The sequence below is a fragment of the Pseudoalteromonas sp. 13-15 genome (assembly GCF_001468205.2).
In the GTDB taxonomy this organism is placed as follows: Bacteria; Pseudomonadota; Gammaproteobacteria; order Enterobacterales; family Alteromonadaceae; genus Pseudoalteromonas; species Pseudoalteromonas marina.
Window position 1 is genome coordinate 1,685,064 of sequence record NZ_CP019162.1, and the last position, 13,495, is coordinate 1,698,558.

Sequence of the window (13,495 nt, forward strand, 5' to 3'; positions counted from 1 at the left end):
ACTTTCCTTATTTCACCAGCTTTGTTTTATGATTTAGTACAGTATTTTTTAACTTAACCAACCCTAAAATATCTTTATTTGTAATAAGTACTAGAGCCATTATGAAATCAACAATAGGTGCTGAGAAGCTATAAAGCATCCACAACCACCAAAATTCATGTGTTGGATTTACTATCATATCAATATGCATGGCCATAAAAAGCGATGCGTTAATACACAGCCCTACTATTAAATAATAAAAACCAATAGGAATAACTTTACCTAAGCACAACCGCCAGATAAAAATAACGGCAATAGTGACCACATCAAAGGCAAATAACTTTAGGAACAGGAATGATGTATACATGTCAATGCACAAACTCAACGTATAAGAAACCATCATAATTAATGACAGTTGAGTACGGCTATTGTCTGATTTATTGATGGCCGTAGACAGATTATATAAAAATGCAAAGACAAATAAACATGTAATAGGTATACCTAAGAGATTGCTAATTGCAGCGAGGCTCCAAAATAAGTCCTCCAAAAAACTACCCATTACCTAGCCACCGGTGTTTTACGATTCAACACAGCATTTTTCAATTTAACCAAACCCAAAAAGTCTTTTTTAATGAAGAAAACAGCAACCATGGCAAAGTCGTTAAAGTTAACTAGCCAAGAGTAAAGTACTGTAAAAAGCCACGGTTCGTAGTTTTTATAAACCACGGTATCTAAATGCATTCCTAAAAATAGGATGGCATTCACTGAGAGCCCCGCTAGTAAATAAACGGATATAAGCCTTTCTTTAATAAATAAATTAAGTATCACAAGGGCAAAAATAGTGGCTATATCAAAATAAAAAAAATCGAGGTACAGCATTGCAGAAGTATCTATAAAAAGGCTTGATAGATATGAAACAGTCATCACTAAAGATAACCAAACACGCTTTTTGTAAGGTGTATTAATGCTAGAAACAAATGAGTACAAAAAGGCCATTAAAAACCCCCACTGCACCAATGCCCCAATATAAAAACTTACATCAGGACTTAACATCAGATCATCTAACATAACAATCGATAATGTAATAAGAGCAGGTCATTCTGACAGGTAAATACATATTTAATTTGATGGGTTTGTATATGTTTGAAAGCAAGCTGAATAAAAAAGTCATTAAAAATACCCATTATAAAAATGCACTAATTTACATAGATAATTGGGGCTAGTTTTAAAGCGTTTCATGATTTAGTTGTTTACCAAGTTTTAGGAGTATGCTTCTATTTTACATTCTAAAGCTGAGTGACATGTGGCTTATACTTTATAAAGTATAGATGTCAAAATATAGTCATTAGTTGTAGAGTGACCGCTCTTAAATTTATGCTTTGACGTTTTTTCATCGCAAAAATAAAAAATAATTTTAAGCTAGGGCATTTTTGAATTAGCGCTTGGATTTAGTAAAGTGCGGATTGCATTTTTAAGTTTATGAAGCCCTAAAATATCTCTATCAACTATTAAAGCTACTATCATTGTAATATCAATTAGGTTGACAGTGTAAATAAACACCTCCCAAAACCACCAATGTTTGTTGTTTTCCAAAACATTACCGTCTATGTACATTAACAAAAAGAAAATGGTATTTATGCTAAGGCCTAATACTAAATATAAAAAAGATGGCGTGGTTTTTTTTACTATTTTGTATACACAAATAAGTGCGAAAATAGTCGCAATGTCATACAAGGCAAATTGCAGATAGAGTGAATTTTTAATTGAAAGCCATGTAAAAAAATAATCTGATAAAGTGTATGAACACATCATTACAAAAGAGCTGAATAAAAGGGTGGTGCCTTTTTTTAAACCTATTGCATAAATAAATATATTAAAAAAAAAGGCCATTAAAAATCCCCACATAAAAAATGCAGAGAGAGAAAATAACCCAAATAAATTTTGTAAGAGCATCTAACGCCTTAAATTATTACTTTGGCCTAGCTGGCGGGTTTACTATTATTGCCGAACGACTTAAATCAGCACTGGCCGCACTTAAACCTTCTTGCGAGAAGCTTACTGTATCAGATTGTAGGGTTTTAGTGCTAGTAGTTTGTTCAGCCGCAGGCTGTAATTGTTGTGTTTTGTTGTATGCTTGCATTTGCACTTGGCTATTAGCTGAAATTTGCATGTAATTGATCCTTATAAAAGTTTAAATTTAATTGGCGTAAAACTAAATCACACCATTGTGTAGGTATATGCACTACTCATGGTGGTAGTTGCTATTTATAACTACATAGCTATTAGCAAGCTATGTACCAACTTTTATTTGAATTTTATTTTTAAGTAAATTACTAGAAGTTGAGACAACCAAAACACCTCCGACCAGATAAGTTCAGGCATAAAAAAACGCACAGGGGTAACCGTACGTTTTTTGTATCCAGGGAGTTTAAGCCACGAATTTACACGGGATCGCCGCTTTGTTACTTGGCTTTAAAATGTATTCCATTGCTACTTCGTCGCAGTTTTCTTTGCGAAGGCACAATTCACAATCTTTCATTACTTTTTCTGGCAAGCTGTCTTTGCTGCAAAAAGCAAAATCTTGTTTTTCAAAAAAGTCTGGCACGCGAGTAAGTACAATTACGCGATTAAGTGCCAATTTTTTGGCTTTTATTAGTAAATGGTCAACTAATTGCCGCCCTTGCCCAGTTACTGCACTTTGCGGGTCAATACCCAAAGAGCGTATCTCTGCAAGGCCGGTATCGTATATATACAGCGATGCACAGCCCGACACTTTGCCGTCTATTTCGGTTACAGCAAATTCATTAATCGAATGCACCATGTCGCTTTTAGCACGCGGCAAGTTTTCGCCGACCGTTGCCCAATGTTGAATAAGTTTTGCAATTGATTCAACGTCGTCTAGGTTGGCATCACGAACCGTTATCTGCTGTTTTTTTTTGGCTGCTTTAATTGCGCTAGTGACTTGCTCAATGGAGGTGCCGCCAACTGCTTGACGCGCTTTAATACAGGCGTCTATTTCAAGTACCGGATAAACATCGTCTTCAAACACATCATTTACTGATTTATATTGTTCAAGTGAGAGCTCCTCAAGGGTTTTATCTTCACTTATTGCAAGCTGTACCAACACACCTACAATATGATGCCCCTCTCTGAAAGGTACCCCCTTAGCAACTAAGTAATCAGCCAGCTCGGTTGCATTTGCATGGCCGCCTTTTGCCGCAGCCAATGTACGCTCACCTTTAACTTTTACGCCTTTAATACACGCTTGTGCCATATGAATACACGCAAGCCATGTGGGCATTGCATCAAAAATGCCTTCTTTGTCTTCTTGCATATCTTTATTGTAAGCAAGTGGTAGTGCTTTAAGGGTCATCATCATGGCGCTAAAGGCACCAAATACACGGCCTGTTTTACCACGAATAAGCTCAAGTGCATCTGGGTTCTTTTTTTGCGGCATTAAAGACGAGCCAGATGTAACATTGTCGGCAAGTTCAATAAAGCCCGCTTCACCTGAGTTATAAAAAATTAAATCTTCAGACATACGCGATAAGTGAATCATTGAAATTGAAGCACAACTTAATAGCTCAACAACAAAGTCACGGTCTGAAACGCCATCAAGGCTATTTTTTGTCGCCCCTGTAAAGCCTAAGCCTTGTGCAAGTGTTTGGCGGTCAATTGGGTAAGCAGTGCCAGCCAATGCGCCACTGCCTAGCGGGCAATAGTTCATACGGGCTTTAGCGTCCTGCAAACGGCTTTCGTCGCGTTCTAGCATTTCAACATACGCCATACACCAGTGGCTAAATAGTACGGGTTGTGCACGTTGCAAATGGGTATAACCAGGTAAAATAGTACCTAGTTCGCGTTCAGCCAACGCAACAAATTCAGCTTTTAATTGCGCAATGGCTTTTAAAATATGATCGGCAGTATCACGGCACCATAATCTGAAATCGGTGGCTACTTGGTCATTTCGACTGCGACCTGTGTGTAACTTTTTAGCTAGGTCACCCACTTTCTCAATTAGAGCCGCTTCAACATGCGAATGGATATCTTCAGCACCGGATGTAGCTACAGCCATTGGGTCAGCTTTTACCTCTTCGAGTAGCTCGTATAATGCCGATACTAATTCTTTGTGCTCATCGTTTGATAACACGTTAACTTGTTCAAGTGCGCCAGCCCATGCAACAGAGCCAATAATATCTTGCTCTGCTAGTTGGTAGTCAAATGGAAGAGAGTCGTTAAATTGCTTAAACGCCTCGTCTGGACCCGTAGAAAAACGTCCGCCCCATAATGCCATGAAATATCTCCAAACCCTGAAATGCCCCTTTTACAAGGGGCGTAAAATTTACTTTTTAGACAACGCCGAAATTCTGCTTGAAAGCGAGAATAAACGAATAAAACCTTCAGCATGTGATTGGTCATACACATCATCTTCGCCAAAGGTCGCAAAGTCTTCGCTGTATAGGCTGTTAGGTGATTTTTTCTGAACCGCAGTCACTTGGCCTTTATAAAGCTTAAGTACCACTTCACCGGTTGCTAATGTAGATAACGCCTCAGCGCCCGCTAAAATAGAGTCTTTTAGTGGTGTGAACCAACGACCGTCATAGACTAAATGCGAAAATTCGCCGCCTAATACTTCTTTCCACTTACGGCTTGATTTATCAAGTACTAGCTCGTCTATTGCTTGAAGGGCCGCCATGATCACGGTACCACCTGGGGTTTCGTAACAGCCGCGCGATTTCATGCCGACTAAACGGTTTTCTACTATATCAACACGGCCAACGCCATGCGGTGATGCAATGTCGTTTAATTTAACTAAACAATCATAAGGTTTAAGCTCTTCGCCATTGACGGCAACCACTTCACCTTCAACAACTTTTAATGTTACTAGCTCGGCTTTATCGGGTGCTTGCTCAGGAGAGTTAGTCCAAGTCCATACTTGATCGCTAGGCTCACACCATGGGTCTTCAAGCTCGCCGCCTTCGTGGGAAATGTGCCATGCGTTAGCATCACGGCTGTAAATTTTTGTTGCTGAAGCAGAACACGGAATATCACGCTCGGCTAAGTAATCGAGTAGTGATTCACGGCTTGATAAGTCCCACTCTCGCCATGGAGCAATGACTTTTAAATCGGGTGCAAGCGCTGCAAAGCACGATTCAAAACGAACTTGGTCGTTACCCTTACCCGTACAACCATGCGACAGCGCATCGGCACCTACTTTACGTGCAATTTCAACTTGCGCTTTAGCAATGATTGGACGCGCCATTGAAGTACCTAGTAAGTAAGTACCTTCGTAAATAGAGCCCGTTTTAAGCGTTGGGTAAATGTATTCACTTACCATTTCATCTTTTAAGTCAACTACGTAACACTCTGATGCGCCTGATGCGATGGCTTTTTCTTCAACGCCTTCAAGCTCTTCTGCGCCTTGACCTACATCGGCAACAAACGCGATTACTTCACAGCCGTAATTTTCTTTTAACCATGGCACTATAGCCGATGTATCTAGACCACCTGAATAGGCTAAAACGACTTTTTTAATTGAACTCATAGGTGTTCCTTAACAAAATTTGGATTTAGTAATGTAACTAGCAGAGCATTTTGCGCATGCATGCGATTTTCTGCTTGTTGAATAATTTTTGATGCTGGGCCATCCATTACCTCAGAGGTAATTTCAAACTCACGGTGTGCCGGTTGGCAATGTAATACCGTAGTCGCCCCTGTTTGATCTAGCAATGCTTGGTTTAGCTGATATGGCATATATTTTTCTTTAACTTGCTCAAGAGGCGTAACATCGCCCATAGACACCCATGTATCAGCATAAACAACGTTTGCGCCAACCGCCGCTTCTACACGGTCACTCACCATTACTGATGCGCCATTCATAGCTGCTATTTGCTCGGCCTTTTTAAGAATTTGCGAATCAGGCGAGCTGCCTTTAGGCGTTACTGCCACAAAATCAGTACCCAGTGTTGCAGCAAGTAACATAAGTGAATGAGTTACATTATTGCCCTCGCCTAGGTAAGCTACTTTAAGCTCGCTCACATCGCCATGTACTTCTTGAAGCGTTAAAAAGTCTGCCAATGCTTGGCACGGGTGATACAAGTCACACAAGCTATTAACCACAGGAACAGAAGAGTACTCACCTAATGTGGTTAACGTGCTGTGCTGGTTTACACGCGCTACAATACCGTCAGCCCACGTTGAAATATTTAGTGCAAAATCTTTTACAGATTCACGTGCGCCCATTGCGCCATTTTGCTGATCTAAATAAACCGCATGACCACCTAAACGATTAATGCCAATATCAAACGATAAACGTGTACGTAAGCTCTGTTTTTCAAATAGCGTAACAACTGACTTGCCCGCAAGTACTTGGCTGTATTTTTCTGGCTTTGCCTTTAAATCACGCGCGAGGTTTAATAAATTAAGTGCGCCTTGTTGGTCTAATTCTAGACCCGTTAAAAAATTCTCTAACATGGTAACCCTATGGTGTAATCTTTGTTCCGACATGCTCGCCTTGCAGCAAAGCAGTTAAATTTTCTGGCTTTTGCCAGCTGGAAATATACACACCGCGTCGTAAGTGTAGGGCAGCGTGAAGACTGGTCTTAACTTTGACCTCCATCCCGCCCACAATTACTCCCTCTGCAATTAAAGTCTCAATGTGTTTTGTATCTAATTGATGTAATGGCTGCTTATTAGCGTCAAGCACGGCCTCTACATCAGTCATAAAAATAAGTTCTGCATTTAAATTATTGGCGATAGCTGCCGCTGCCTCGTCTGCATTAACGTTGTACCAAAGCCCTTGCTCGTCAAAACCTATAGAGCTAACAATTGGTAAGCGCCCGACGTTTAGTAAATCGTTAATAATAGAGTCGTTGTTGCTTTCGCATTTTCCTACTAGGCACAATGCTTTGAGCTTTTGCGATGCGGTTACGCCTGCTTCGTAAAGGCTTAAACCCACAGGTTTGTGGCCAGCAGCAATAGCTTGAGCCATTAGCTGCTTGTTTGCACAGCCTGCAAGTGCACCAACTATATGGGGCATTTGTTCTGCTGGGCTAATACGTAAACCTTGATGCTTAGCGCTAACAAAACCGGCTTCTTTTAACCATGTATCGACTAATGTCCCGCCACCATGGACAATTACAAAGTTATGACTTAGCTGATTAGACAACACATCAAATAACGCACGAGCAGCATTTTCAGTATTAAGTACAGCGCCGCCAAGCTTAATAACCCACGTTTTTTTAGCCATTAAAACGCTCCTTTTAAGCCTGTAGTGTGGTCTAAATTCATTGATAAATTAATACACTGCAGAGCTTGCCCTGCAGCACCTTTTAGTAAATTATCAATGGCTGCCATAACAATGAGCTGAGAGCCTTGCTGCTGCCAACCAATATCAACATAAGGCTGCTTTGCAACTCCCTTAATTGACGGGATCTTACTACCTAACAAGCGGATTAAAGGCTCGTTTTCAAGCACGCTGTAGGCCTTAGCCACTTGCTCACTTGTAACATTAGGTTTTAGTTGCACGTAAATGGTTTCTAAAATACCGCGAGCAAAGTTACCTAAATGAGGTGTAAATAAAACCTGGTGACCAAGGTGTTGCTCTATTTCTGGTCCGTGGCGATGATTAAATAAACCATATGGCGCTAGCGACACTTCACAAAAATGAGTACCTACACTGGCTTTACGCCCTGCGCCTGTTACACCCGACACTGCATTAATAATAATTTTGTCGTCGCTTAACAAACCTGCTTGCTGTAGTGGCTTTAACGCATTCAGCGCCGCAGTAGGGTAACAACCTGCAACAGCCACTAAATTTGCATTTGCAATGTCGTTGCTATTCCATTCAGCTAAACCATAGGCCGATTCATTTAATAACTCAGGGTGCTTATGTTCAAAGCCGTAATAAGTAACGTAATCATCATTGCTTGCAAGGCGATAACCACCCGATAGGTCAAACACCTTTTTGCCCATCGCTAAAAATTGCGGGGCTAAATCTACACTTACTTTATGGTCGGTACACAGGCATACGTAATCTGCATTCGCATTAATGTCGTCGAACGCTGACTTTGTAAGAGGAAGTAAAGGAGTATCAAGTAAACCTAAGTGCTCTGGATATAAATCACTCAGTAATTTGTGTTTATCTAAGCTTCCTTCAGATACATAGCTACCTGACAGTTTTAAATTTGGGTGTTTAGCCACAAGGCTTGCTAGTTCTGCGCCGCTGTATCCACTTGCGCCAATAATCGCTACATTCATTATTTGCTCATTATCTTAAAATCTATTACTACTTATTTATGTGTTCGCTTACACTAGCTTAGGTGCTAAGTAAGTCTTTTTTGTTAATGAATTTTGATTATCGTCGCATTATCTTCATTGCGTTACTTAATATATTTATGCTTAAAAAGTGAATTGATATTCATCATAAATACTTTTATATTGTTATGCAATTAAATTGAATAGTTATTTTGGAATTTTTTTATGTCTTTGCCTTCGTTTATTTCTATGTACCAGCAATTAATTGCAGCCCCGTCTATCAGTGCAATTGAAGACAGCGAATGCATGAGTAATAAAAACGTTATCGAGTTACTTGCCCACTGGTGTGAAACGCTCGGTTTTACCTGTGAAATAATAGAACTGGAAGGTAAAAAAGGGCGTTATAACTTATTAGCAAAACGAGGAGCCGGGGATGGTGGTTTAATGCTTGCTGGGCATACCGACACAGTGCCGTTTGATGACAGCCGCTGGAATCATGATCCGTTTAAATTAACAGAGCTCGACAACAAACTGTATGGGCTAGGCAGTATTGATATGAAAGGATTTTTTGCTTTCGTATTACAAGCTATAAGCGAGATAGATGAAAAACAACAAACACAGCCAATTTTAATACTTGCCACTGCAGATGAAGAAACCACCATGGCAGGCGCACAGCAAATTTGCAAACATCCTAACTTAAAGCCAGCACGCTGTATTATTGGTGAACCCACTGATATGACTCCAGTATTTACACACAAGGGCCATATGAGTACAGCTATAAGGGTCGTAGGACGCTCAGGGCACAGCTCAGATCCCGAACGTGGTCTAAACGCCATTGAAGTTATGCATAAAGTGACTTCAAAATTACTGATCTTAAAAGAGCAATTAAAGAATAAGTATTCACTAAATCACTTTGAAATACCTTATCCTACTTTAAATTTGGGTAATATTCATGGTGGTGACAACGCAAATAGAATATGTGGGTGTTGTGAAATGCATATTGATATGCGCCCATTGCCAGGGTTGAGTGTACAAGAGCTCCAAGCACTGCTGCTAGATGCAACAAAAGACATAAACGAGCAATACCCAAACTCAGTAAGTGTTATTGACCTACATGACCCAATACCCGCATTTACTGGCAGAACCGACAGCGCGCTAGTTCAACTAGCTGAAAAGGTAGCGGGCCAAAAAGCCATTGCTGTTAATTACTGCACAGAAGCACCTTTTATTCAGCAACTGGGTTGTGAAACCATAGTTATGGGACCAGGTTCTATTAATCAGGCGCATCAGCCTGACGAATTTTTAGCAATGGAAAAAATAAAGCCTTCACAGCACATCATTAGCAATATTATAAAAGCCTGTTGCTTTTAGCTAAGCAATAAAAAAAGACGCTTAACAGCGTCTTTTTTTATAAATGCTAAATTTACTATTTCATGTATTTGCTTAAATACTTTTTAAATACTGGGTCTGTTTTAGCAAGCTCTTTTTGCTCAGCTAATATCTCTTTTAAAATCATACCCGAGGTAAGCGGATTAGCCAGTACAACCCTAAACACAACCGTAGGTTGATTATCGTATTGAGCTGGAGTCAAACGAGTACGCGATACAAACGAGCGTCCAGATTCACGCTGGCGTTTTTGCATACTGGCTGTAAAACGATTTAGTGAAGCAAAAATATCAATCCGTGTTTTTTCATCAGCCTCAGCAATCGCTTGTTTTATTTGCTTAGGCACATAGCGATAAGTAAGCAAACATAGCTCAGGCTCTGAAATAAGTTCAAAATCTTCATCTGCCTTGATTAAATCAGCAAAATACCTTGCCTTTTTTATGCTTCGATCGATTAGCATTTCATAGCCTTTACGGCCTATAACACGTAAGCAAGCATGCACTAACATAGCCATACCAGGGCGGCTACCCTCAAGTGTGTGGCTACCTAAATCTTTAGAGCCCTTACGCAATATATACTCAGCATGATGCTCTATTGCATCGGTTGCAGCGGGATCTTTAAACAACACTAAACCTGCGCCCATCGGGACATACATTTGTTTGTGGGCATCAATTGTTATTGAGTCTGCTCGCTCAATACCATTGAGCAAAGGACGATAAGTATTAGATAATAACGTTGCCCCACCCCAAGCAGCATCAACATGAAAATGACAGTTAATCTCTTGCGCTAAATCAGCCATTTCGTTGAGGGGATCAATATTGCCGGTTTCGGTTGTACCTGCAACACCAATAATTGCCATTACTTTAATGCCTTTAGACTCAAGCTCGCGGGCTTTGTCTCGCATGGCATTTACATCGACCTTGTTGTCATCAGTTGTTTTAATACCAACTAAGTTGTCGCGCCCTATCCCTAATAAATCAACCGATTTACCTAATGAATAATGACCACGTTCTGAAATTAATACTGCTAAACCTCTGTATCCATAATGCAGCATTCCTGCCACAATCCCTTGCGATGCAATACCGGTAAATTCACCATCGGCTTTTAACAAACGATTTCGAGCAATCCAAAGCGCAGTAATGTTTGCAACCGTACCACCAGAGCAAAATGCACCTAATGACGTTTTAGCGCTGTGCATCCATTTAGAGTAAAACGCATCGTTTTGGCCATAGGCTAAATGATGCATCATACCTAACACCTGACGCTCAAGGGGAGTAAATGCCTTAGATGTCTCAATTTTTACTAGATTTTGATTTAGTCCCACCATCAACTTTGAAAGTGGCAGTAAAAAATGCGGCAAAGCTGATGTCATATGACCAATAAAACTTGGTGCAGCTGTATGCACAGAATGAGCAACAAGTTGCTCCATTATGTCTTGAGCATAAGCAGATACAAACGTTGGGTTTTCTGGGATCACCGCAGCTTGAAAGTCTTTTTCAATTTCATGTAATGGTTTTTCGATTGCCGCTATATTTTCGTTTAAAAAACCTGCTAAATTACTCGATATTTCAAGCTCAATTTTGCTTAAAGTTGAGTCAGGCGCTTCAGGTACAGTAAATATACGCTTGAGGCTTTCTTTAGAGGCGACGGCACAACGCTTTTGATCCATCTTAATACCTAGTGTGTGTGTTGCTAAAACACCTGTTTAACTAGTAAAAACGCCCAAATATGGAGGTAAGTTAAGCAATAGTGTTTCTAAATAATTGCGCTAACTGTACTGCAATATAAGTAAAATGTCTCGTTAAAAGCCTTAAAAGCAACACCACGCATGACAAAAAAGTGTTAATTTAATTAAAATTTTATTTAATCTAATAAATACTAATTATTTATTGGGCAATTTTGTATTTTAAGTATAATCATTAAAACTACAAAAAAGGGACAGGCAATGCTTAAGGGAAGAGTGAAAGTGAGCTGGTTAGTGGCTGGTTTTGCTTTATTTTTAGTCAGCTTAGTGGTCTATATTTACTACACCTACCACACAACCCGCGCTGAAATTATGGAATCTGTTGATGCACGCCTTCTTAATGCCGCAGCCAGTGTTAAGCATATACTCGGTGATGACTACCTAAATACCATGAATCAAAACGGTCAAATTAATTTTTTTGACTATGAAGTCAAAAGCAGGCAACTTTCCGAGTTTGCACAAGCGCTTGATGTGGCATATGTATATGCAATGATATTAAAAAACAACCGCGTATACTTTACTGCATCAAGCTATACGCAAGACGATATGAACAATGGCAAAATAACCCAATATTTAGATATATACCCAGAAGCAACCGATCTCAACATAAGCGCTTTTTACTCCACTGAGCCGGTATTTGAAGTGTCGGCCGATCAATGGGGGCACTTTAAAACTATATTTATCCCTTTTGTTGACGATAAAACAGGTAAAACTTACCTTACTGGCGCTGATATTACGATTCTTGATCTTAACCAAAAGCTAAGCGAAAGCGTCTCTAAAGCAGCAGCTATGGCAAGCTTCTTCTTTTTTATAGCTGTACTCGTTGCCGCTATTTATGTTTACTTACTTAAGCGCTCATTAGCAACCGACTCCAGTACTGGGTTTGAAAACCACATTGCGTTGGAGTACTTACTTAAAAAAAGTAACAGTCATCATATGCAGTTAGCTGTTGTCTGGGTTAATGAAATTGAAGATATAAATAGCTTTTACGGCACCGAAATCGGCGATAAAGTAATGAAAAACTTGCTTATGCATTTTAAGAGCCGCTGCTCTGCCAACTGTCATTTATACCGCTTAGCCACCAATAAATTGGTGCTGCTATCACCTAAAGAAACACCTTATGAAGAGCTGAGCGATTTAATCGAAACCTATAATGCCAATACGCCTTTATTAACTGATCCATTTATATACATTACATTGTGTGCTGGTATTGCGACGGGTAATAAATCGCTATTACTTGAAAATGCTCATATTGCTGCACTACAAGCAAAGCAAGGTAGGCACACAGTTATTAATTATTCTAAAGCACTTCACGATGTTAAAACTCAATATCAATATAATGTAGAAATGGCCAAAGAAGTGCATGATGCATTTGATAACAACCGTATTGTGCCTTACTTTCAGCCAATAATAGATACCAAAACAAATCAGATAGTTCAGTACGAATGTTTGGCGCGAATGGTTACCGCAAGCGGAGAAATTTTAAAACCCGATGCGTTTTTAAATGTAGTTACACGCTCCAGAATGGACGGGTTATTAACCCGCACTATATTTTCTCAGTGTATTAGCCGCTTTAGAAAAACGAACATTTGTTGGAGCTTAAATATAACAGCGCAAGACATGTTAGACCCAAGCTTGAATGAATTCATCACAAACGAGCTTAAGCGCTATCCGCACCCAAGCAATATCACTTTAGAGTTAATAGAAACCCAAGCGATTGCAAATTATTCTGAAGTTAAAGCATTTATTTCTATGGTTAAAAGTAAAGGCGTTAAGGTAATAATTGATGACTTTGGTAGCGGTTATTCAAATATTTCAAATGTTCTAAAACTTGAAGTTGACGGTATTAAGTTAGATGGCGGATTGATAAAACAGATAATACACGATAACGACATTTACTTATTTATTGAGCATATAGCGGCATTTGCTAACCAATTAGATTTACTGCTTATAGCTGAATCTGTCGAAAATGCAGCCATTGTAAATGCGTTAGAAAAAGCAAATGTGACGCTCATGCAGGGTAACCATTTTGCCCAACCTGCGCCACAATTTGCTACACCAGAAAATGCTGACTTAGTCTGTTAATCAACCAAACATTAGTGATAAAGCTATTTTGAGTCGATAGAAAAA

At 39.6% G+C, this 13,495-nt stretch carries 12 protein-coding genes; 2 read left to right on the forward strand and 10 right to left on the reverse strand.

The window, feature by feature from the left end:
* Nucleotides 1-7 precede the first annotated feature (7 nt).
* The 9 genes from ATS72_RS07790 to argC form a co-directional block, all read right to left on the reverse strand.
* The gene (locus tag ATS72_RS07790; protein ID WP_058430178.1) at nt 8-538 is read right to left on the reverse strand and encodes a hypothetical protein; all 531 of its coding nucleotides are present in this window, start codon (nt 536-538) and stop codon (nt 8-10) included.
* Entirely contained in the window at nt 538-1,047 is a 510-nt protein-coding gene (locus ATS72_RS07795; protein WP_058430179.1) for a hypothetical protein, read from the reverse strand. The genes ATS72_RS07790 and ATS72_RS07795 overlap by 1 nt, the downstream gene beginning before the upstream one ends.
* Nucleotides 1,048-1,398: 351 nt before the next feature.
* Entirely contained in the window at nt 1,399-1,932 is a 534-nt protein-coding gene (locus tag ATS72_RS07800; RefSeq protein WP_058430180.1) for a hypothetical protein, read from the reverse strand.
* Between the two features lie 16 nt (nt 1,933-1,948).
* A complete protein-coding gene (locus ATS72_RS07805; RefSeq protein ID WP_058430181.1) occupies nt 1,949-2,149 on the reverse strand; it encodes a hypothetical protein in 201 nt (66 codons plus the stop codon).
* A 258-nt stretch (nt 2,150-2,407) separates the two neighbouring features.
* Entirely contained in the window at nt 2,408-4,273 is a 1,866-nt protein-coding gene (gene argH, locus ATS72_RS07810; protein WP_058430182.1) for an argininosuccinate lyase, read from the reverse strand.
* A gap of 48 nt (nt 4,274-4,321) precedes the next feature.
* Complete coding sequence (locus ATS72_RS07815; protein WP_008130621.1) at nt 4,322-5,524, reverse strand: argininosuccinate synthase; 1,203 nt, start codon at nt 5,522-5,524, stop codon at nt 4,322-4,324.
* Nucleotides 5,521-6,453, reverse strand: a complete 933-nt coding sequence (locus ATS72_RS07820) for an ornithine carbamoyltransferase (protein WP_058430183.1) — start codon at nt 6,451-6,453, stop codon at nt 5,521-5,523. The genes ATS72_RS07815 and ATS72_RS07820 overlap by 4 nt, the downstream gene beginning before the upstream one ends.
* 7 nt (nt 6,454-6,460) lie before the next feature.
* Entirely contained in the window at nt 6,461-7,228 is a 768-nt protein-coding gene (gene argB / locus ATS72_RS07825) for an acetylglutamate kinase (protein WP_058430184.1), read from the reverse strand.
* Complete coding sequence (gene argC, locus ATS72_RS07830; RefSeq protein ID WP_008130610.1) at nt 7,228-8,238, reverse strand: N-acetyl-gamma-glutamyl-phosphate reductase; 1,011 nt, start codon at nt 8,236-8,238, stop codon at nt 7,228-7,230. Before argC ends, argB begins: the two co-directional genes overlap by 1 nt.
* A 222-nt stretch (nt 8,239-8,460) precedes the next feature.
* Here argC and argE point away from each other — a divergent pair, with 222 nt between their 5' ends.
* Entirely contained in the window at nt 8,461-9,606 is a 1,146-nt protein-coding gene (gene argE, locus ATS72_RS07835; protein WP_058430185.1) for an acetylornithine deacetylase, read from the forward strand.
* 55 nt (nt 9,607-9,661) lie between these two features.
* On the opposite strand, the gene panP is transcribed toward argE, so the two are convergent.
* Nucleotides 9,662-11,290, reverse strand: coding sequence for a pyridoxal-dependent aspartate 1-decarboxylase PanP (gene panP / locus ATS72_RS07840; protein WP_058430186.1), 1,629 nt, complete (start codon nt 11,288-11,290; stop codon nt 9,662-9,664).
* A gap of 276 nt (nt 11,291-11,566) precedes the next feature.
* Between panP and ATS72_RS07845 the strand changes: the two genes are divergently transcribed.
* Nucleotides 11,567-13,450: an EAL domain-containing protein gene (locus ATS72_RS07845; RefSeq protein ID WP_058430187.1), complete on the forward strand. Its 1,884-nt coding sequence runs from the start codon at nt 11,567-11,569 to the stop codon at nt 13,448-13,450.
* Nucleotides 13,451-13,495 lie beyond the last annotated feature (45 nt).

Bases quoted from the DNA above. Each gene is read 5' to 3' on its own strand.
- ATS72_RS07790 (WP_058430178.1), bottom strand. From the start codon at position 538: ATGGGTAGTTTTTTGGAGGACTTATTTTGGAGCCTCGCTGCAATTAGC.
- ATS72_RS07795 (WP_058430179.1), bottom strand. From the start codon at position 1,047: ATGTTAGATGATCTGATGTTAAGTCCTGATGTAAGTTTTTATATTGGG.
- ATS72_RS07800 (WP_058430180.1), bottom strand. From the start codon at position 1,932: ATGCTCTTACAAAATTTATTTGGGTTATTTTCTCTCTCTGCATTTTTT.
- ATS72_RS07805 (WP_058430181.1), bottom strand. From the start codon at position 2,149: ATGCAAATTTCAGCTAATAGCCAAGTGCAAATGCAAGCATACAACAAA.
- argH (WP_058430182.1), bottom strand. From the start codon at position 4,273: ATGGCATTATGGGGCGGACGTTTTTCTACGGGTCCAGACGAGGCGTTT.
- ATS72_RS07815 (WP_008130621.1), bottom strand. From the start codon at position 5,524: ATGAGTTCAATTAAAAAAGTCGTTTTAGCCTATTCAGGTGGTCTAGAT.
- ATS72_RS07820 (WP_058430183.1), bottom strand. From the start codon at position 6,453: ATGTTAGAGAATTTTTTAACGGGTCTAGAATTAGACCAACAAGGCGCA.
- argB (WP_058430184.1), bottom strand. From the start codon at position 7,228: ATGGCTAAAAAAACGTGGGTTATTAAGCTTGGCGGCGCTGTACTTAAT.
- argC (WP_008130610.1), bottom strand. From the start codon at position 8,238: ATGAATGTAGCGATTATTGGCGCAAGTGGATACAGCGGCGCAGAACTA.
- argE (WP_058430185.1), top strand. From the start codon at position 8,461: ATGTCTTTGCCTTCGTTTATTTCTATGTACCAGCAATTAATTGCAGCC.
- panP (WP_058430186.1), bottom strand. From the start codon at position 11,290: ATGGATCAAAAGCGTTGTGCCGTCGCCTCTAAAGAAAGCCTCAAGCGT.
- ATS72_RS07845 (WP_058430187.1), top strand. From the start codon at position 11,567: ATGCTTAAGGGAAGAGTGAAAGTGAGCTGGTTAGTGGCTGGTTTTGCT.